The following is a 19,322-nucleotide window of genomic DNA, read 5'->3' as shown; positions in this document are numbered from 1 at the left end:
CCGCCGCCGGCCCGGGTCATACCGTCGCCACGACCGCGTACCGCTCGTCCGTCACGGGACCGCCCCACAGCGCGGGCTCGTGGGACAGCGGGTCCACGCGCACCTGGGAGACGAGCGGTTCCAGGAGCGCGGTCAGCCGGGCGGCGGGTATGCCGACCGGGGAGAGCGTCCCCCACACGCCCTCGACCAGCACCAGCCGTCCGCCCGGCCGCAGCAGCCCGCTCCAGTGCCGCAGTACGCGGGCGGGTCCGGGCAGCGTCCACAGCACATGCCGGACGAGGACGGCGTCGAAGCGCCGCTCCCCCACCGGGGGCGTGGCCGCGTCGCCGACCAGGAACACCGCGTCGCGCCCGGCCGTCTTGGCGCGGGCCAGGTCCACCATCGCAGGGGACAGGTCGACGCCGGTGACGCGATGGCCCCGCTCGGCGGCGAGGAGCGCCAGGCTGCCGGTGCCGCAGCCGAGGTCGAGCACGTCGGCGGGGCGCCCGGGCAGCCAGGCGCGGAGTCTGGCGGCCCAGGCCGCGCGCACCTCGGGGTCGCGCAGCCCGTGGTCCGGCTCGTCGTCGAAGGTCGCGGCGGCGGCGTCCCAGTCGACGCCCGTCGCCGTCCCGCGGTCGCTCTCGTCCGTCATGCCCCCAGGGTGACACCCGCCACTGACAGTCCGGGCGTGACAGCCGCCACTGACACACCACCGCCGATGAGCCACCCTCGCCGCAAGGGTCCGCCGCCGCGGAAGCGCGGATTCCGGCAGGCTCCGAAGGAGGCAGCCATGCGCCGCGCGACCGTGCACAAGCCCCTGAAGAAGACGGACACCCGCCGGGTCGGCGAGGAAGCCGAGGAGCGCCCCGCGGGGCGCCAGGAGGTCCGCGAGGACATCGCCCGCACCTGGTGGCCGGACGGCTGACCGTCCGGCGGCCCACGTCACTCCAGCCGCTTGCGGTAGTGGACGCGGTCGTAGGGACCGTCCACGCGCCGCTCCACCTCCTCGTATCCGTACGTCGGGTAGATCCTGCGGTTCTCCCACATCAGGGCGTTCGTGTAGAGCCTGATCTCGGTCAGTCCCCGCGCACGCGCGTGTGCGTCCACGAACCGCAGCAGCCGGCGCCCGACGCCCCGGCCCTGCGCGTCGGGACGCACGGCGATGCTGTCGAGGAAGAGGTGGTCCGGGCGCGCCTCGACCACGACCAGGCCGATGACGGGATCACCGGTGACGAACACCTTGCCCTGGGCGATGTTGGCCGCGTGGTCCGCCTCCATGGGTTGCGGCACCACTTCGATGCGTTCGATGTAGGGGCGGTAGGCCGCGTCGGTCACGGCCCGGACCGCCGGCAGGTCGGCGGCGCGCGCGGGGCGGACGGCGTCGTTGGTCATGGCGCGCACGGTACCTGTCTGAGCGCAGCCTGAGCATTCCCTTAAGCGGACCATAAGGATCTCCCCCGACCGCCTCCAGCAGGCGATTTCCCGGTGTCCTCGGGCTAGTTTCTGATCGCCCCCCCGCGGGATCGACCCCAGCCCCGAAGACCGTAGGAGTTCCGCCATGCCCGTACGCCGCCAGGTGCCCGCACGCCGTACGGCCGCGGCCGTCGCCGTCCTCGGCGCGGCACCGCTCGCCCTGACCGCGCTCGCCGCCGCTCCGGCCGCCGCGCACGGCTCGATGGGCGATCCCGTCAGCCGGGTGTCGCAGTGCTACGCGGAGGGACCGGAGAGCCCCGGCTCGGCGGCCTGCCGTGCGGCGGTCGCGGCCGGCGGCACCCAGGCGCTCTACGACTGGAACGGCATCCGGATCGGCGACGCGGGCGGCCGGCACCAGGCGCTGATCCCGGACGGTCGGCTGTGCAGCGCGAACAACGACGAGTTCAAGGGGCTCGACCTGGCCCGCGCCGACTGGCCCGCGACGGGCGTGCGCAGCGGCTCGTACACCTTCAAGTACCGGGTGACAGCGCCGCACAAGGGCAGGTTCGACGTCTACCTCACCAAGCCCGGCTACGACCCGGCCAAGCCGCTCGCCTGGGCCGACCTGGACCTGGCGCACCCGGTCGCGACGGTCACCGACCCGGTGGCCTCGGGCGGCTTCTACACGTTCTCCGGCACGCTCCCCGAACGCTCCGGACGGCAGCTGCTGTACGCGATCTGGCAGCGCTCGGACAGCCCGGAGGCGTTCTACTCCTGCTCCGACGTCGCCTTCGGCGGCGGCGAGCGTGCGAACGGCGATGGCAGCGGCGGGGGTTCGGGCGACGGGGGCGGCGGCTCGGGCACGGGCGCCGGTGGCGGCGGTGGTGCCGGTGCTCCCGCGCCGAGTGCGTCCGCGCCGAGTGCGTCCGCGCCGTCCGAGGAGCAGATCGCGGCCGGTGCCGACAAGTCGACGGTCGAGCACCATGGCCACGGCGACGACGACGCGGGCACATCGGCGGAGCCGGCGACGGCCGCGGGCGGCGCCTCGGCCAACGAGCCGAAGGCCGCGGGTGCCTCGGCGAACCTGGCCGAGACCGGGGCGAACGGTGGCACGCCGTACCTCGCGGCCGGGGGCGCGGCGGTGCTGTCGCTGGGCTCCGCGGCGCTGTTCCTGTCGGTGCGGCGGCGCGCGGCGGGTGGCCGGCACGGTCGCTGAACGGATCTCCGGGGTCCGACCGGCGGCTCAGGCCGGCCGGGCCCCGGCCCTCCCGGCCCGCCTCGCCCCTCCCGGTCAGGTCGGCCACCATGCCCCCCGGTCGGGTGGGCCGCCCGCCGTGGGACGTCACGCCGTCGCCCGAGTGCGGCAAGTTCGTGGCTGAGCGCGCAGTTCCCCGCGCCCCTTCGGGGCGTCAGGAGGCCAGGGTGGCGGGGAGGGCCGCTTGGGGGCCGAACTTGGCTCGTGCCCGGTCGGCCACCTCCTCGATGCGGCGGACCTTCTCGTCCACGGCGTCGAAGGTGAGCTGCCAGGAGGCTTGTTCGGCCGGGGCAAGGCCCTCCGCACGCAGGACGAGCGCGCGGACCCGGGCGCGTTGCAGACCCAGGGCCTCGTACATGCCGTACGCGGCCCGCGTCAGGGCCGGCGAGTGCGCGGTCGGTTCCCTCAGGGTGCGGCTGCGGGTGGTGGCGGTGCGGTCGGCGTAGCGCACGGTGAGGGTGAGGGTGCGGCAGACCTTCTCCAGGGCACGCAGCCGTGCGCCCAGTTCACCGGCGGCCGAGAGCAGCGCGCGGCGGTGCCGATCGGGGTCCAACTCGTCGAGGGGGAAGGGGCGTTCGGCCACGAGGGAGCGGGAGACCGCGTTCGGGACGACCCGGCCGCGGTCGATGCCGTTCGCCTTCTCGTGCAGTTCGCGGCCCGCCTTCGCGCCGACCAGCCGCTGGAGCGTGGACAGCGGTGCGGCGGCGACCCGGCCCAGGGTGTCGAGCCCGTACCCGTCCAGGGTGCGGGCGGTGGCCGCGCCGACCCCGGGGAGCGCGCCGACGGGCCGGTCGGCAAGGAACTCCGCGGCGCCGTCCGGGCCTTCGGGGACGGCCCGGGTCACCCCGGGCCGGGCGTCCCGCAGCGCCATGCGGGCCAGCAGCGGGCCGGGCCCGGCGCCGATCGCGCAGTCGACGCCGTACAGCGCGAGGGCGCGGACCCGGATCACGGCCGCCAGGTCGACGGCGCTTCGGCCGAAGTACCGCTCGGCGCCCCGCAGATCGGCCAGCGCCCCGTCCGGCGGCAGCGCCTCGACGACCGGGGTGAACTCCTCCAGCAGCCCGAGCAGCCCCGGCAGGGCCGCCTCGTACATCGCAGGCAGCTGGAAACGTACGCAGAGGATGGTCATCCCGCACTCCCCGGACTCTGGTGCCACAACTTCTTTCCCCCCGCCGGGTCCTCGCCCGCGGGACGCAGATCGGCCCAGGGGTGCATCTCGTACCCCGTGGCCATACGGATGGTCCGGCCCGGCGCCGAAGGGGCCGCCTCATCCCGTGGCGCGGGCTCCGCCAGCCGCGCCGCCACCTGGTCGAGCCCGCCCTCGGCGCGCAGTTCGACGAGTTCGGCGAGGTTCCAGGCGGCGGCGCCCACCACGCTGAGGCTGCGTGGGCCGCGCCGCTGCACCACCCCGCGCACCAGCAGCAGCCAGGAGTGGAAGACGGTGTGCGCGCAGGCGTCGTGGGAGTCGTCGAAGAAGGCGAGGTCGACCAGGCCCGTGCCGTCGTCCAGGGTGGTGAAGATGACGCGTTTGCCGGAGCGGACCGGCGGGGTCTGGGTGGCCGCCTTGGCGCCCGCGACCAGTACGGTCTCGCCGTGCGGTGTCTCCCGCAGCCGGCGCGCCGAGACCACGCCCAACTCCCTCAGGAACTCCCGGTGGTCGTCCATCAGATTGCGCGAGGCGTCCATGGACAGCACACCCAGTTCGGCGCTGAGCCGTTCCGCCGGGGTGAGGTCGGGCAGCCCGGCGGAGGCGGTCTTGCGGCCGCCGGCCAGAGGGAGTTGGCCACCGCCGCCGCTGCGGGCGCCCCGGTGCAGCTCGGCCAGATGGAGTTGCAGGTCCCGGCGGTTGGCGCCGAACGCGTCCAACGCGCCCACCTGAGCGAGCCGCCCGGCCAGTGGCCGGCTGGGCCGGGCCCGCTCCCAGAAGTCCAGCAGGGAGGCATAGGGTTGTCCGTCCGCGATCCGCGCCGCCTCGGCCTCGCTGATGCCGTGCACGTCGCAGAGGGCGAGCCGCAGTCCCCAACGCCCGCGGGACGCAGCCCGTTCGGGCGTGGCCGACCCGCCCGATTCAGACACCAGTTCGATGCGATGGGTGACCGCGGACCGGTTCACGTCCAACGGCAGGATCGGCACCCCGCGCCGTCGCGCGTCCGCCAGCAGCAGCCGCTTCGGGTACATCCCGGGGTCGTGGGTGAGCAGCCCGGCGTAGAAGGCGGCCGGGTGATGCGCCTTCAGCCACGCCGACTGGTACGTCGGTACGGCGAACGCCACCGCGTGCGCCTTGCAGAAGCCGTACGAGCCGAACGCCTCGACGATCTCCCAGGTGCGCCGGATCGTTTCTGCGTCGTATCCGCGCTCCGCCGCGCGGTGGGCGAACCACGCCCGGATCCGGCCCTGTGTCTCCGGCTCGGACAGCCCGCGCCGCGCCTGGTCCGCCACGCCACGCCCGCAGCCGGTCATGATGGCGACGATGTCGATGATCTGCTCATGGAAGACGACGACCCCGTAGGTGTCGCGCAGCGGCTTCTCCAGGTCCGGGTGCGGGTAGCGGACCGGCGCCCGTCCGTGCCGTGCCTCGATGAACGGCCGCACCATGTCGGCGGCGACCGGTCCGGGCCGGAACAGCGATATGTCGACGACCAGGTCGTGGAAGCCGGCCGGCTGGAGCCGCCCCACCAGGTCCCGCTGGCCCGGCGACTCGATCTGGAAGCAGCCCAGCGTCTCGGTGGAGCGGATGAGTCGATAAGTCGCCGGATCGCCCTGCGCGATCGCGTCCAGATCGATCCGCTCCCCCGTCGCACGCTCCACCTCGGCGACCGCGTGCGCCATCGCCGACTGCATCCGCACGCCCAGCACATCGAGCTTGAGCAGCCCCAGGTCCTCCACGTCGTCCTTGTCGAACTGCGCCATCGGGAACCCCTCGCCGCTGGTCGGCACGACCGGCGTACGGGAGAGCAGGGAGGCGTCGGACAGCAGCACCCCGCACGGGTGCATGGCGACCCCGCGGGGCAGGGCGTCGAGCGACTCGACCAGGTCCCACAGCCGGTCGTACCGCTCGGCGTCCTGCCGCAACTCCCCGGCCAGCCGCCTCAGTTCGGGCAGTTCCGCCAGGGCCGCGCGGGCGTCGCGGGCGCGGATGTGCGGGAAGGACTTGGCGATGCGGTCGATGTCGGCCGGGTCCATGGACAGGGCCGCGCCCACGTCCCGGATCGCATGGCGGACCCGGTACGTCTCCGGCATGGCGACGGTCGCCACCCGCTCGGTTCCGAACCGGTCGATGATCGCGCGGTAGACCTCCAGGCGGCGCGCGGACTCCACGTCGATGTCGATGTCGGGCAGCGCGACCCGCTCCTTCGACAGGAAGCGCTCCATCAGCAGCCCGTGCTCGATCGGGTCGGCGTGCGCGATGCCGAGCAGATGGTTGACGAGGGAGCCCGCACCGGAGCCGCGCGCGGCGACCCGGATGCCCATCTCCCGTACGTCGTCGACTACCTGAGCGACCGTCAGGAAGTAGGAGGCGAAGCCGTGGTGGGCGATGATGTCCAGCTCGTGGTGCATCCGCTCCCAGTAGGCGCGCCGGCCGGTGTAGCCGCGCCGCACCATCCCCGCCGCCGCCCGGGAGGCCAGGGCCCGCTGGGCGGTGCGGCGGCCGGCGCCGACGAGGTGCGGTTCGGGGAAGTGGACGCTGCCGATGCCGAGGTCGTCCTCGGGGTCGACCCGGCAGTCGGCGGCCGTGGCCCGGGTCTGCTCCAGCAGGCGGTGGGCGGTGTCACGGCGGTAGCCCGCGGCCGTCACGATCCGCTCGGCGACGCCCAGCATGGCGTCCGCGCCCTTCAGCCATGCCTCGCCGGAGTCCAGTTCCTTCGTCGGGTCGATCGGGACCAGCCGGCGGGCCGCGTCCAGGACGTCGGCGACCGGACCCTGCCCGGGGTCGGCGTACCGGACGGCGTTGCTGAGCACCGGCCGGATCCGCTGTTCGGCGGCGAAGCCGACGGTGCGGGCGGCCAGCCGCAGGGAGCCGGGTCCGGTGCCGGTGCGGCCGTGCCAGACGACCTCCAGGCGCAGGGCGTCGCCGTAGATCTCGCGCCAGGGGCCGAGCAGCCGGGCGGCGCGGTCCGGGCGGCCCGCGGCGAGGGCCCGGCCGACGTCGGAGGCGGGGCCGAGCAGCACGGTCAGGCCGTCGCCGTGGTTGCCCGACCAGGGCAGCAGCGGGGTGCCCGCGGTCCGGTGAGCGTCCCGCCCGGACGGGGCCGGATGCGTCGGGGCGTGGGCTGCGGTGACCAGTCGGCACAGGTCGGCCCAGCCGTGGGCGCCGTCCCGGGCGAGGAAGGTCGCCCGGGGTGCCGACTCGTCGATGAAGGCACCGCCGCGCACCGGCGTGCGGCGGTGCGCCCGCCGTACCGCCTCCGGCTCGCCCACCGCCAGCTCGACGCCGAACAGCGGCCGGACGCCCGCCCCGGCGCATGCCTTGGCGAAGCGGACCGCGCCGGCGAGGGTGTCGCGGTCGGTGAGGGCGAGGGCGTCCATGCCGCGTTCGGCGGCGCGCTCGGCCAGCCGCTCCGGGTGCGAGGCGCCGTGGCGCAGGGAGAATCCGGAGACGGTGTGCAGATGCGTGAAACCCGGCACACGCACCTCCCGCACTCGTGAGCCCCTACCGACTCTCGAACATCAGTTCCCTACCCTCGCACCCCACCATACCCCCATCCCCGAACATCTGTACGACACCCACCAGGACACCCCTCACCTGCGCAAACGCCGTCCAGCTCCGTGACCCGCCACCTCAAGATGGTGGCTGCGGGTAAGTGCTGAGTCTGTCGGCAGGCACGCGCTCGATGCGCGTCCAGCCCCTCCAGCCCCGCTCCTCCAGGATCGCCAACAACCGCGCGGCGCCCGGTGCGGACTCAAGCATGGCTGAGTCCATCAGGGTGACGAACTGGTCGTCGAAGCCGTCGTCACCCACCTCGCCGGCCTCAACGGCACGAATCATCAGGCGCTCCAGGAGGTCGGCGACCTCGACGAGCCGCGGATCGTCGGCCGGCCAGTCGAGCGACCCGCTGAGAAGGCTGTAGAGCTTCACCATGTCGGGATCGTCCAGTTCCTCGTGCTTCTTGACGATCATGGCGTCGATCAGGTCGGGCACCTGAGCGGCGATCATGATCCAGGCGTCCCGCTCCATCTCGATGTACCGCTCCTCGACGCCGAGACCGCGCAGCCGGTCGAGGTAGTCCACGACGCTCTGCGGGAGCGCCAGGTGCTCTCCGGCGGCAAGCCGGGCAAGCCGTGTGCGGGTCTCCTGCAGCCGCCGGATCTCGGCACGCAGTTCCTTGTCGACCTCCTGGACGCCGGCGGCGAACTCCTCCGGGCCGGCGTCGAGGAGTTGCTGCACCCTGGCCAGCGGCACACCGGCATCGGCCAGGGTGTGGATCCGGATCAGTCGCACGACCGCGGCAGCGTCATAGGTCCGGTACCCGGACCGGTCGCGCTCGGGCTCGGGCAGCAGCCCGATCTTGTGGTAGTGACGTACCGCCCGTACCGTCACCCCCGCGTGCGCCGCCAGCCGGCTGATGGTGAGCATGGGTCCCAGCCTGCCTCAGGCGATCTTCCGGCGATAGGCGGTCATCGCGAAGACGTACGCCACGACGAGGATGCCCACACACCATCCGAGCGCGATCCAGATGTCATCGCCGACCGGCTGCCCTGTGAACAGAGCACGGATCGTGTCGACGATCGACGTCACCGGCTGATGCTCGGCGAACCAGCGCACCGGGCCGGGCATCGTCCCTGTGGGCACGAACGCCGAGCTGACGAACGGCAGGAAGATGAGCGGGTAGGCGAACGCGCCCGCTCCCTCGACCGACGACGCGGAGAGCCCGGGGATCACGGCGAGCCAGGTCAGCGCCAGGGTGAACAGGAGCAGGATGCCGGCGACCGCGAGCCATGCCGGCACTCCTGCCCCTGAGCGGAAGCCCATGAGCACAGCGACGCCCACGACCAGCACGAGCGCGATCAGGTTGGCGACCACAGAGGTGACGACATGGGCCCACAGCACACCCGACCGCGCGATCGGCATGGACTGGAATCGCTCGAAGATCCCGCTCTTCACATCGGTGAACAGCCGGTACGCGGTGTAGGAGACGCCTGATGCGATGGTCATGAGCAGGATGCCGGGCAACATGTAGTTCACGTACGGAACCGACCCGGTGTCAATGGCGCCGCCGAACACGTAGACGAACATCAGCATCATGGCGACCGGCGTGATGACGGTCGTGATGATGGTGTCCATGCTGCGTGTGACATGGCGCAGGGTCCGCCCCGTGAGCGCGGCAGTGTCGCTGAAGAAGTACGCGGTCATCCTTGTCCCCCGGTTGTCGTGCCAGTGGCGTCGCTCTTGTCGCCGCCGATGACCGCGAGGAAGATCTCCTCCAGAGTCGGCTGCTTCTCGACGTATTCGACCGTGGCGGGCGGGAAGAGCTGCTTGAGCTCGGCGAGGGTGCCGTTCACGATGATCCGACCCTGGTGGAGGATCGCGATCCGGTCGGCCAGTTGCTCGGCCTCCTCCAGATACTGCGTGGTGAGCAGCACCGTCGTTCCGTGGCCGGCCAGCTCCTTGACCGCGTCCCACACCTCGACGCGTGCCTCGGGGTCGAGTCCGGCCGTCGGCTCGTCCAGGAAGATCACCGGCGAATTCCCGATGAGGCTCATCGCGATGTCCAGCCGGCGGCGCATCCCACCCGAATACGTGGACACCTTCCGCGCGCCCGCCTCGGTCAGCGAGAAGCGCCTCAGCAGGTCGTCCGCGATCGCGCCCGGGTCCTTGAGGTGGCGCAGCCTGGCGACGAGGGCGAGGTTCTCCCGACCGCTGAGGATCTCGTCGACGGCCGCGAACTGCCCGGTGAGACTGATGGACTCCCGCACGTGCGCCGGTTGCGTGGCGACGTCGAAGCCATTGACGCTCGCCGTCCCCGCGTCGGCCTTCAGGAGCGTGGCGAGGATCCTCACGGTCGTGGTCTTGCCCGCCCCGTTGGAGCCGAGCAGGGCGAAGATGCTGCCCGGCGCCACGTCGAAGTCCACACCGCGCAGCACTTCGAGCTTCCCGTACGACTTCTCAAGACCCCGCACGCGCATCACCGGACCGGCGATCGTCTGGGCCGTCATGGTCATCTGCCTCCTTTGCGGAGCTGTCCCACGCGGCTGCGAGGACAGCCCTGCCGGAACGATGGAGGGTTGACCCAGCGTCAAGGTCAAGCCGGCCCCGACCAGCCACGGGAGGGCAACCCGGTCAAGCACTCTTCGTGACCGACCAAGCCCCTTCTCTCACCGGCTGTCGCGAACACAACCCGCCAACGCGCGTGAGCAGAAGGCCCTTGAGCGGCGAAGCTGCCGGCCTCAGCCGCCAACACCCCTGCGTCTCCGCCGCCATCGGCGACCTGCTGATCCGCGCCGGAAACGGCCTCGACCCCTGCATCACCGCCCGCACCGATGCGGCGACAGCCGTCCCCGCATCGCAACAGACAGGAAATGCCCCGCGAGTGGCCCTTCCGCAAGGGACGGGCCGTGTGTCAGCCGGCGGGTTCGATGTCGAGGACGGCGGCCGCGTCACGGATGTCGACGACCTTCAGACTCATGGCGTTGTTGATGGTCGCGGCGGGTCCCTCGCCGCAGCTGAACCCGACACCGCCTTCGCCCTCCGACGACACTCCGCCGCCACCGGAACAGCCCGAAACGCTGTAGCCCGAGCCTGTCAGCCGGGCGGCCATGCCGACCTTGCCGTCGGCGATCGCCGTCACCTTGATCGGCCCGAGGCCGTACCTTTCCGGCACTGTCACGACGTCTCCCACGACGACCTTGATCTCGCACGTCCCGTCAGCACACGGCCCGGACGGCGAGGGCGACGGCGTGGCCGTCCCCGTGGGGTCGGACGCCGGCCCGGATCCGGACCTGCTGGGCCGGCGCTCGGCGGTCGGCCCGTCCGAAGAATCCGAGGAACACGACGTGAGAGCGGCGAACACGCAAGCGACAGCACCGACGACGGCAGCGGCGGACGACGTTCCTCCACGCATCATGATTCCATTGAACCGCCCGCCGCCCGGGCAGGTGTACCCCAAGAGGCCCCCAGGGACGTTCGCCACCGCGCTGCGCGAACGGTCGTACCGGCCGCGCGGCGTCATCACCGCGGAGCGCGCCGGCGAATCGCTGACCAGAGTGGACCATCGGCAGACGTCCCGCCCATCGTGCGGGGCGGGACGTCTGCGTGGGGGTGGCGCGGCTCAGCCGATCGTGGTGCCGGTTGCCGAAAGCGCCTCCGTGACCGGCTGGAAGAAGGTCACGCCGCCGGAGGTGCAGTCGCCGCTGCCGCCGGAGGTGAGGCCGACGGCACTGCTCCCGGAGAACAGCGAGCCGCCGCTGTCACCGGGCTCGGCGCACACATCGGTCCGGATGAGACCGCTGACCGTGCCCTCCTGGTAGTTCACGGTGGCGTTCAGGCCGGTCACGGTGCCGGAGTGCACCTGGGTGGTCGAGCCGCTGCGGGTCACGCTCATGCCCACGGTGGCCTCGGCCGCGCCGGTGATCTGCTGGGCGGATCCGTCGTAGAGGTCGACCTCGCTCGGGTGGTCGACGTCCGCGGTGTACTTCACCAGACCGTAGTCATGGCCCGGGAAGCTGGACTGCTCGTTCTGGCCGATCACGGTGCCGGACGAGTCCGACCAGGTGGAGATGGCCTCGGTGCAGTGTCCGGCGGTCAGGAAGTACGGCTGCCCGTCCTTGACCACGTTGAAGCCGAGCGAGCAGCGCCCGCCCGAGCCGGTGATGGCGTCGCCGCCCGCGATGAAGGGCTTGAACTCCCCCTTGGACCGCCGGAGTTCGGCCGTGCCGCCGAGCCCGTCGACCACCTCGGCGAGCTTGGCCCAGGCGGCCTTGGAGACGGTGCGGTCGGCGGTGACGACGACCTTGTTGCCGACCGGGTCGACCGCCCAGGAGGTACCGGGCACGGTCGCGTCCCGCTTCAGCGTCGCGCGGGCGCCGTCGAGTTCGGCGAGCGAGTTGGCGACGAGTCTGGCCTTGGCGCCGGCCGCCTCGACGGTCCGGGCAGCGCTCTCGTCGAGCACATTGACCACGAGGTGCTTCGCCTGCGCGTCGTAGTAGCTGCCCGCGCCGTCGCCGCCGAGGTCGCGTACGAGCGTGGAGGCGAGCTTTCCGGCCGCCGGGGCCGACAGGACCTGGGGCGCGGCGCTCTTCGCCGGCTCGCTGGCGTTCGCAGTCTGGAAGGTGACACCCGCTGCGGCCAGTGCGGCGATTCCCGCGCCCGCCACGGCGGCCCGCCGCCTGGGTATGCGTCGGTGCTTCAACTCACGTCCTCCTGTGGGGGGATGGCCCGAAGAGGTAGTGGGGACCTCACGGGCCGGAAGGCTGGTTGACGGGCGCCTACTATTCCGAGGCCCACAGGGAGCACACAAGGTCGACTTCAGGACGCGCGTACGACGGCCGCGCACGCCCCCACCGTTTTGACCGCGCACCGTCATCGCAGGAGATTCGCACCGCAAACACTACGTGCGGGTAACCGGTCGGCGGACAGTGACTTTCACCCCTGGCCGGAACTCGACCCCCCGGGCGCCTGGGGCAGTTGCTGCTGCGCCTTCTCCAGGAACCGCAGCAGCTCCACCGGGAAGGGCAGCACCAGCGTGGAGTTCTTCTCGGCGGCCACCGCCACCACCGTCTGCAGCAGCCGCAGTTGCAGCGCGGCAGGGGTGTCGGCCATCTGCTGTGCCGCCTCCGCCAGCTTCTTCGACGCCTGTAGTTCGGCGTCCGCGTTGATGACCCGGGCCCGCCGCTCACGGTCCGCCTCGGCCTGCCGGGCCATGGACCGCTTCATGGTCTCGGGCAGCGACACGTCCTTGATCTCGACCCGGTCGATGCTGACGCCCCACTCCACGGCCGGGCTGTCGATCATCAACTCCAGGCCCTGGTTGAGCTTTTCCCGGTTGGAGAGCAGATCGTCCAGCTCGCTCTTGCCGATGATGGACCGCAGCGAGGTCTGTGCCATCTGCGAGACCGCGAACCGGTAGTCCTCGACCCGGACGACCGCGTCGGCAGGCGAGGTCACCTGGAAATAGACGACGGCGTCCACCCGTACGGTCACATTGTCGCGGGTGATGCCCTCCTGGGCGGGCACGGGCATCGTGACGATCTGCATGTTCACCTTGCGCAGCCTGTCCACGAACGGGACGACCAGGGTGAGTCCCGGCCCGCGGACCTCGGGACGGAGCCGGCCGAGCCGGAACACCACACCGCGCTCGTACTGTTTGACGACCCGCGCCGCCGCCGCCGCATACACCGCACCGGCGGACACGAGGGCCGCCCCCGCCGCCACCAACTCCTCGACCATGCCGGCCCCCAGGGGTCCGAAGTGGGGTGCCGGGAGAGCACCCCCGCCCTTCGAAGGTAACCCCGGCGCACGGACAAAAGGGAGCCCCCGCACGCCGGTTGCGTGCGGGGGCCGGTGGTGCGAAGGCCGTCGCGCGGGCGTCAGAAGACGTGGACCCCGTAGGCGCTCAGGGCCTCGGTGACCGGCTGGAAGAAGGTCGTGCCGCCGGAGGAGCAGTTGCCGCTGCCGCCGGACGTCAGACCGTAGGCGATGCCGCTGTTGGAGTACAGCGGGCCGCCGGAGTCACCGGGCTCGGCGCAGACCGTGGTCTGGATGAGACCGCTGACGATGTCGCCGCCGCCGTAGTTGACCGTCGCGTTGAGCCCGGTGACCTGGCCGCTGTGGGTGCCGGTGGTCGAGCCGCGCCGGTAGACGGTGGTGCCGACGGAGGGCGTGGCCGCGCTGGTGATGTCCACGCTGCCGACGGTGCCCGACTTGGCGACCGAGCTGTTGGTGTAGCGCACGATGCCGTAGTCGTTGCCGGGGAACGACGAGCCGGCCGTGGTGCCGAGCGTGGTGGTGTGCCCGGAGTTCGACCACCAGGTGCCCGCGCCGTCGGTGCAGTGACCGGCGGTCAGGAAGTAGTAGTTGCCGCTGTTGTCCTGGACGTTGAAGCCCAGCGAGCAGCGCCAGCTACTCGCGTAGATGGCATCTCCGCCGGAGATCAGCTTGTTGAACTTGCCCGGGGTGCGCTTGACCGTCAGGGCACCGGCGTTGGCTCCCGCCTGCTCCTTGATCTTGGCGATCTCGGCCTGGGAGACGGTGCTGTCGACGGTGACGACGACGCGGTTGGTCTTGCTGTCGACCGCCCAGGCCGTGCCGGCTATGTCGGCCTTGAGGACGGAATCGCTCGCCTTGGTGAGCTGGTTGGTGCTGAAGGTCTGGACGTCGCTCGCGCTGGCGGTGGGGGCGGCGAAGGCTGCGGCGGCCACGAAGCCGGAGGCCAGGGCGATCAGCCGGGTCCGTCTCGCGATACCGCCGCGGGGGGTGGTGCGCTTGTTCCTCACGTTTCGTTCCCTCCCAGGGGAAGTCGGGGGCCCGCGTGGGGTCGGGGCCCGTGAGGCGCAGTCAGCGGCATGGGCGGCCGGATTGCGGACGCGGCATGCCCCTGACAAGCGCTGAGGGGGAGTATTCGGCCGAACGGCCGGTCGGCGCAAGGGTGCCTTTCGGCCGTCGCCCTTTGACCGGCCTTTGCGCGTTGTTGGCCCGCTCATGTCCCGACCAGCCCGTTTCGAACCGGGTCCCCTTCCCCGGTCGGGGTCGTGGTCCCGCACGCCCCAGACCCCCTCGCGGGCCGGCACCACGAGCCGGCGGGCGCCGAGCGCGAGGCCGGCCGCCGGTTCGGCGTCGGCACCGGGCCCCGCCGCGCCCTCGAACGGCCGCCCGTCCAGGGGCAGTCCGTCGCGGCCTCGGCGGCGGTGAGCACAACCGCATCACCGTCCGCCACCCACTTCCCGGGAATGTCCGGAAGTCACCCCTCCGGATGGGCGGCGTTGCCGTCGTCGTCGGCGTTGTCGTCGTCGGCGTCGGGGTTGGCGTCGGCGTTGTCGTCAGTCCTTCCGTGCCGGGACGCCGAGCCCCAGGTGCGAGCGGAGCGTGGCGCCCCCGTATTCCGTGCGGAACGCGCCGCGCTCCTGGAGCAGCGGCACCACCCGGTCCACGAACTCCTCCAGAGCGCCGGGCACGACATGCGGGACGAGGACGAAGCCGTCCGCGGCGTCCCGCCGTACGTAGGCGTCGAGTTCGGCGGCGACCGCCTCCGGGGTGCCGACGAAGCACGGGCGCCGGCCCGCCTCGAACACGGTCCGCGCCCGGGTGACGGTCCACCCGTCGGCGACCGTCCGTGCGCCGTCGGCGGTCCACGCGTCCCGGTCGGTCCGTGCGCCGTCGGCGGTCCACGCGTCCCCGTCCGGGGCGGTCCATGTGCCGTCGGCGGTCCATGCGTTCGGGCCGGTCGGCAGAGGCGCGGGTGGTCCGATGAGTTCGGCGGCCCTCTCCCGGGCCTCGGCAGCGGTGTCGCCGAGGACGACGCCGACGGCGGGCATGACCTTCAGGTCGTCCGGTGCCCGGCCGTACCCGCGCAGGCGGCGCTTCACATCGGCGTAGAAGGCGCGGGCCGCCTCAAACGGCCCGGGCCCGGCCCCGGGCCCGGTCGGCGGCCGGACCGCGACGTCACGGCCGCGGCAGACGACGTCGGCCGTGGCCGCGGCGAACTCCCGGCCCTCGTCCGAGTCGTCCGTCTGGATGAGCACCGGGTGCCCCTGCGGCGGGCGCGGCACGGTGAACTCGCCGGCGAGGTCGAAGTGCCGCCCCCGGTACGCGACCGGCCCGGCCGCCCCCTGCGGGGTCCAGGAGTCCCACAACCGCCTTGCGGCCGCGGCGAATTCGGCGAGACGCGGATACCGCTCGGCGCGGTCGAGGCCGCCGTCGCGGCGCAGGTTCCCGCCGGTCGTGCCGTCCGCGGAGGCCACCAGGTGCCAGCCGGCCCGGCCCCCGCTGAGATGGTCGAGCGTGGCGAGCCGCCGGGCGAGTTCGTACGGTTCGTCGCGGCTCGCGTCGACCGTGGCGGCGAGCCCCAGCCGCTCGGTCACCGCGGCGAGGGCGCTGAGCGCGGTGACCGGCTCGGGCCCCGCCGGGTCAGCGGCGGGCACGCGACCCTCGGGCTCGCGCGGGAACGGCCCGCCGGCGAGCAGAAGGAAGTCGAACAGCCCGCGTTCGGCGGTGCGAGCGACCCGTTCGTACGATGCGTACGAAGGGAACGCGAGCCGTGGCGTCCCGCCCGGACCGGACCGGCCCACCGGGCCGCCGCCGTCCGGGGCGGGCCCGTCCGCGCGGGGCCCCGGGTGGGGCAGCGCGGCGAGGTGGATCCGTTTCCTGGCGGGCCCGGCCGCGGTCATGACGGTCATGATCGGTTCCTGGCCGCCGCGTACCGGCCGGCGGGCCGGGCCAGGCCCAGGTGCTCCCGCAGCGTGCTGCCCGGGTAGAAGGTGCGGAACAGACCGCGGTGCTGGAGCAGCACCACGGTGCCGTTGACCAGTCGCTCCAGATCGCGGTGCGGCTCGGCGGGAACCAGGTGGAAGCCGTCCACGGCCCCCTGCCCGTGCCAGGCCGCGATCAGTTCGGCCAGGTCGACGGGGCCCCCGCGGTACAGCGGCGGCCCCTGCGCGCCCCGCCGGGCGGCGCCGCGGCGCCCGTGCCCCCGGCCGGGCAGCGGGGACCCCCAGCCGGGCTCCGCGGTGGCCTCGCCGCCCCCGAGGTCGACGACGAGGCTCGCCAGGACCCGCAGCGTCCGCGGGTCCCGTCCGAACCGGGCCGCGGCCGACCGCAGTTCCTCGCGCACGGCGGCCGCCCGGGCCCAGCCGGCCGCCCGCACCAGCGCCACATCTGCGTATCGGGCCGCCGTGGCCCGGGCGGGCCCCTCGGTGGCGTCGACCACGCGCACGGGATGCCCCTGGGGCGGGCGCGGCACGGTCGAGGGCCCCCGGACCGAGAAGGCCGAGCCGGTGAAGTCGACGGAGTGCGGCCCGCCCCGGTGGCCGGTCGCCGGGTCCTGCGCCCCGGCGTGCTCCTCCGCGCCGTCCCCCAACCGTTCGGCCACGTCGGCGACTTCACCGGCCTGCCGCCACAGCGCGGCGGCGGATGCGGCCCGGCGGCGGCCGACGAGGCGCGCCTCCCGCTCGGTGGCCGAGACGTCCAGTTGCCAGCCGGCCCGGCCGCCGCTGACCCAGTCGAGGGTGGCGACGGCCGCCTGGACGTGGAAGGGCTCGGTGTGCGTGGTGGTCACCGTGGGCACCAGCCCGATGCGCCGGGTCTCCGGCGCCACCCGGGCGAGGACGGCGAGCGCGTCGGGTCCGGGCCGCGCGAAGCCGTCCTTGAGCGTCACGAAGTCCAGCACGCCGCGCTCGGCGAGCCGCGCCGGTCCGGTGTACGCGGCGGCGTCGTACGCCCCCGGCTGGTCGACCGCGGCGGCCAGGTGCAGCAGCCCCCGGCCGGACGATGGGGTCATGGGAGAAGAACCTTCCTGTGCCGGGCCGACGGGCGCGCGGCACCTCGCGGCGCAGGACCCGCGTCCGCATGTGCCGCAAGGTGTCCGGCAGCCCGGCCGCCGGGTCGTCCGAAGCTCCTGGACACGGGTCTGCTGTCGGCCATGACGCTCCTCGCGTGAAATCCCTTGGTGAAGGCGGCGGACGGGACGGGCCTACGCGGCGGCGCGACAGGCCGTCTCCCGCAGCAGGGCGAGGGCCGCGCGGGCGGTGGCGTCGTTCTGCCGGAACGCCGGTCCGCCGGTGCGCGGCCGGGTGAAGGCGCCGGGGGTGCGGCCGTCGGTGTACGGCCCCAGCGCGAACCGGCGGGGGTGCGGCCGGCCGTCCGCGTCGAGGATCCGTCCGTCGGCCCGGTCCACCCGCAGCAGTCCGTCGGGGCTCTCGGCGGCGCCGTCGGCGTGCAGGGCGCGCAGCAGGCCGTCGCGGGCGCGCCCCACGGTGGGTTCGGGCAGCCGGGCCTCCACCAGGGCGCGCGCCTCGACGCGGAAGCCGGGCACGGTGGCGGAGGAGGCCCGGAACACCCCGTCCTCGGCGGTCACGCTCATGTCGGCGCCGACGAACCTGACCACGCCCGCCCGGGACAGCGCGAGCAGCTGCCGCAGCCGGGGGCCGGGCGGCCCGGAGGCGAGGTAGCTGAAGAAGCCGTGCCACCAGGGACCCACGTCGCCGAGCCGGATCAACTGCCCGTAGACGGACAGCAGCGCGAGGAACACCGCCAGGTCCTGGCTGTGCCGTGGATCGTGACGGCGGCCCAGGTCGGCCTCCACATAGCGGCGCAGCCAGTCCTGGAACTCCTCGTGCGAGCCGAGGCGCACCCCGTCGAGGGGGCGGTCGAGCGCGCCGAGGCGGAGCCGGTCGGCGGGGTCGGGCACGGCGGCGGCGACCAGCGCGCGTATCTCGTCGGCGGTACGGGCTGCCGCGTACTTCTCCTCGAAGCCGGCCCAGTCGGCGGCCGTCCGCTCGGGATGGGCGGTGAACAGCCGGTGGTAGTGGGCGAAGCCGAGTTCCTTCGCGACCAGCGGCCACACGTCCCGCCGGAAGTCGAAGCCGTCCGGCCGGGCGAGCAGCGCGTCGACCTCGGCGGGCCCGAAGAAGCGGGGCAGCGGGGGGCGTTCACCGGTCAGGTCGTAACCGATCTTCGAGTGGTACGGCACTCCGCGCCGAGAGCCGACGTACAGCACCGGTTCACGCCCCGACGGCAGGTACACCTCGCCCTCGTACCGTCCGCCGCGGCCCTCGGTGAGCAGCACCATCAGGTCGACGAAGGCCAGTCCGAAGCCGCGGACCAGGACGGGTTCGCCGGCCCCGAGCGGGGACAGGTCGGTGTCGGCGGTGAAGTCGGGCGGCAGGTGGAGCAGCCCGTGGGCATCGGCGTACGCCGCCAAGTGGGCCTGTTCGTCGTCGAGTTCGGCATCCAGGTGGCCGAGGGCGAGGACCACGGCATCGGCGAGCAGCGGGCGCGGGCGGCCCTCCAGCCACACCTGCTGGCGTCCGTCGCGCGGGCCGCTGACCCGCAGGGCGCGCCGGGGGTGGTGGTGGACGGCGACGTCCGCGGGCAGATCGGCGACGGCCCGCTCGTACACCCAGCGCAGATACCGGCCCTGGAGCTGCCGGTCGGCGAAGGTCCGGCCGTCGAGCCCCGCCCATTCGTGCAGGGTGGGGCCCTCCCGCACCGGGCCTGCCATCCGCACGGTCTCGTCGGTGAACATGGTGACGTCCTCGGCGTGCGAGTTCATCCACAGCAGCGGGGACTGCGCCGCGCGCCAGATGCGTCCGGCGCCCGGCGGGCAGGGGTCGACCAGATGGATGTCGAGGCCCTGACCGGCGTACAGCTCGGGGGCGTTGGCGGCGATGCGCTCCAGCAGACCGGTCCCCCGCGGCCCGGCCCCGACGATCACCAGCGCGCGTCTCATCGGCGGGCCTCGGCGCCGGACGGGCGGTGGAGCGCCACGACGACGACGGCGGCGGCGGTGCGCGGGACGGTCCCGCGCTGTGGAACGGTCCGCGGGATGTCCGGGGCGGATCCGAGGATCAGGGGCCGCGGTGCGGCGGGGACTTTGCTGAGGGTGTCGGATGGCATGCGAAGGCTCCGTGACATAGCTGGGACACGGTGGGCGTCTTCACACGGGGCGCCTCGCGGCGCCTACGGCCGAGCCCCTCAGCAGGGCCGTTCGCCGAGAGTACGCGGGCGTTTCCGCTCGCTGTCAAG

Annotated in this window: 17 protein-coding genes; 2 read left to right on the top strand and 15 right to left on the bottom strand. The window is 73.3% G+C overall.

Annotated elements, in window-relative coordinates; all coding sequences use genetic code 11:
- Positions 1–16: 16 nt before the first annotated feature.
- Positions 17–631 (bottom strand): class I SAM-dependent methyltransferase, encoded by a 615-nt coding sequence (locus AC27LF_RS34415; RefSeq protein WP_479659391.1) that lies wholly within the window; start codon positions 629–631, stop codon positions 17–19.
- A 138-nt stretch (positions 632–769) separates the two neighbouring features.
- Here AC27LF_RS34415 and AC27LF_RS34410 point away from each other — a divergent pair, with 138 nt between their 5' ends.
- Positions 770–904, top strand: coding sequence for a hypothetical protein (locus AC27LF_RS34410; protein ID WP_479659390.1), 135 nt, complete (start codon positions 770–772; stop codon positions 902–904).
- A gap of 17 nt (positions 905–921) precedes the next feature.
- Here AC27LF_RS34410 and AC27LF_RS34405 read toward each other — a convergent pair whose 3' ends face one another.
- Positions 922–1,371: a GNAT family N-acetyltransferase gene (locus AC27LF_RS34405; RefSeq protein ID WP_479659389.1), complete on the bottom strand. Its 450-nt coding sequence runs from the start codon at positions 1,369–1,371 to the stop codon at positions 922–924.
- Between the two features lie 184 nt (positions 1,372–1,555).
- On the opposite strand from AC27LF_RS34405, the gene AC27LF_RS34400 reads away from it, so the two are divergent.
- The gene (locus AC27LF_RS34400) at positions 1,556–2,608 is read left to right on the top strand and encodes a lytic polysaccharide monooxygenase auxiliary activity family 9 protein (RefSeq protein ID WP_479659452.1); all 1,053 of its coding nucleotides are present in this window, start codon (positions 1,556–1,558) and stop codon (positions 2,606–2,608) included.
- A 193-nt stretch (positions 2,609–2,801) separates the two neighbouring features.
- On the opposite strand, the gene AC27LF_RS34395 is transcribed toward AC27LF_RS34400, so the two are convergent.
- The 13 genes from AC27LF_RS34395 to AC27LF_RS34335 all read right to left on the bottom strand — a co-directional run bounded on the left by AC27LF_RS34395 (position 2,802) and on the right by AC27LF_RS34335 (position 19,193).
- Positions 2,802–3,776, bottom strand: coding sequence for a DNA polymerase Y family protein (locus tag AC27LF_RS34395; RefSeq protein ID WP_479659388.1), 975 nt, complete (start codon positions 3,774–3,776; stop codon positions 2,802–2,804).
- Positions 3,773–7,273 carry a DNA polymerase III subunit alpha gene (locus AC27LF_RS34390; protein ID WP_479659387.1) on the bottom strand — a complete coding sequence of 1,167 codons (3,501 nt, stop codon included), beginning with the start codon at positions 7,271–7,273 and terminating at the stop codon, positions 3,773–3,775. Before AC27LF_RS34390 ends, AC27LF_RS34395 begins: the two co-directional genes overlap by 4 nt.
- 154 nt (positions 7,274–7,427) lie before the next feature.
- Positions 7,428–8,222, bottom strand: a complete 795-nt coding sequence (locus tag AC27LF_RS34385; RefSeq protein WP_479659386.1) for a MerR family transcriptional regulator — start codon at positions 8,220–8,222, stop codon at positions 7,428–7,430.
- Positions 8,223–8,237: 15 nt separating this feature from the next.
- Positions 8,238–8,999: an ABC transporter permease gene (locus AC27LF_RS34380; RefSeq protein ID WP_479659385.1), complete on the bottom strand. Its 762-nt coding sequence runs from the start codon at positions 8,997–8,999 to the stop codon at positions 8,238–8,240.
- A complete protein-coding gene (locus AC27LF_RS34375; RefSeq protein ID WP_479659384.1) occupies positions 8,996–9,802 on the bottom strand; it encodes an ABC transporter ATP-binding protein in 807 nt (268 codons plus the stop codon). Before AC27LF_RS34375 ends, AC27LF_RS34380 begins: the two co-directional genes overlap by 4 nt.
- 404 nt (positions 9,803–10,206) lie before the next feature.
- Complete coding sequence (locus AC27LF_RS34370) at positions 10,207–10,473, bottom strand: hypothetical protein (protein WP_479659383.1); 267 nt, start codon at positions 10,471–10,473, stop codon at positions 10,207–10,209.
- 441 nt (positions 10,474–10,914) lie between these two features.
- On the bottom strand, positions 10,915–11,994 hold the full coding sequence (locus AC27LF_RS34365; RefSeq protein ID WP_479659382.1) for a S1 family peptidase: 1,080 nt from the start codon (positions 11,992–11,994) through the stop codon (positions 10,915–10,917).
- A gap of 233 nt (positions 11,995–12,227) precedes the next feature.
- On the bottom strand, positions 12,228–13,031 hold the full coding sequence (locus AC27LF_RS34360) for a slipin family protein (protein ID WP_479659381.1): 804 nt from the start codon (positions 13,029–13,031) through the stop codon (positions 12,228–12,230).
- A 140-nt stretch (positions 13,032–13,171) separates the two neighbouring features.
- The gene (locus AC27LF_RS34355; RefSeq protein ID WP_479659380.1) at positions 13,172–14,077 is read right to left on the bottom strand and encodes a S1 family peptidase; all 906 of its coding nucleotides are present in this window, start codon (positions 14,075–14,077) and stop codon (positions 13,172–13,174) included.
- 543 nt (positions 14,078–14,620) lie between these two features.
- Complete coding sequence (locus AC27LF_RS34350; RefSeq protein ID WP_479659451.1) at positions 14,621–15,967, bottom strand: NtaA/DmoA family FMN-dependent monooxygenase; 1,347 nt, start codon at positions 15,965–15,967, stop codon at positions 14,621–14,623.
- A 5-nt stretch (positions 15,968–15,972) separates the two neighbouring features.
- Positions 15,973–17,076 carry an LLM class flavin-dependent oxidoreductase gene (locus tag AC27LF_RS34345; protein ID WP_479659379.1) on the bottom strand — a complete coding sequence of 368 codons (1,104 nt, stop codon included), beginning with the start codon at positions 17,074–17,076 and terminating at the stop codon, positions 15,973–15,975.
- A 192-nt stretch (positions 17,077–17,268) separates the two neighbouring features.
- Entirely contained in the window at positions 17,269–19,026 is a 1,758-nt protein-coding gene (locus AC27LF_RS34340; RefSeq protein WP_479659378.1) for an FAD/NAD(P)-binding protein, read from the bottom strand.
- Entirely contained in the window at positions 19,023–19,193 is a 171-nt protein-coding gene (locus AC27LF_RS34335; protein WP_479659377.1) for a hypothetical protein, read from the bottom strand. Before AC27LF_RS34335 ends, AC27LF_RS34340 begins: the two co-directional genes overlap by 4 nt.
- Positions 19,194–19,322: the final 129 nt, after the last annotated feature.

Source organism: Streptomyces diversicolor (assembly GCF_057537855.1).
This window is presented reverse-complemented; position numbering and strand designations above follow the sequence as displayed.

Bases quoted from the DNA above. Each gene is read 5' to 3' on its own strand.
- AC27LF_RS34345 (WP_479659379.1), bottom strand. From the start codon at position 17,076: ATGACCCCATCGTCCGGCCGGGGGCTGCTGCACCTGGCCGCCGCGGTC.
- AC27LF_RS34335 (WP_479659377.1), bottom strand. From the start codon at position 19,193: ATGCCATCCGACACCCTCAGCAAAGTCCCCGCCGCACCGCGGCCCCTG.
- AC27LF_RS34360 (WP_479659381.1), bottom strand. From the start codon at position 13,031: ATGGTCGAGGAGTTGGTGGCGGCGGGGGCGGCCCTCGTGTCCGCCGGT.
- AC27LF_RS34375 (WP_479659384.1), bottom strand. From the start codon at position 9,802: ATGACGGCCCAGACGATCGCCGGTCCGGTGATGCGCGTGCGGGGTCTT.
- AC27LF_RS34385 (WP_479659386.1), bottom strand. From the start codon at position 8,222: ATGCTCACCATCAGCCGGCTGGCGGCGCACGCGGGGGTGACGGTACGG.
- AC27LF_RS34415 (WP_479659391.1), bottom strand. From the start codon at position 631: ATGACGGACGAGAGCGACCGCGGGACGGCGACGGGCGTCGACTGGGAC.
- AC27LF_RS34340 (WP_479659378.1), bottom strand. From the start codon at position 19,026: ATGAGACGCGCGCTGGTGATCGTCGGGGCCGGGCCGCGGGGGACCGGT.
- AC27LF_RS34350 (WP_479659451.1), bottom strand. From the start codon at position 15,967: ATGACCGCGGCCGGGCCCGCCAGGAAACGGATCCACCTCGCCGCGCTG.
- AC27LF_RS34380 (WP_479659385.1), bottom strand. From the start codon at position 8,999: ATGACCGCGTACTTCTTCAGCGACACTGCCGCGCTCACGGGGCGGACC.
- AC27LF_RS34405 (WP_479659389.1), bottom strand. From the start codon at position 1,371: ATGACCAACGACGCCGTCCGCCCCGCGCGCGCCGCCGACCTGCCGGCG.
- AC27LF_RS34395 (WP_479659388.1), bottom strand. From the start codon at position 3,776: ATGACCATCCTCTGCGTACGTTTCCAGCTGCCTGCGATGTACGAGGCG.
- AC27LF_RS34410 (WP_479659390.1), top strand. From the start codon at position 770: ATGCGCCGCGCGACCGTGCACAAGCCCCTGAAGAAGACGGACACCCGC.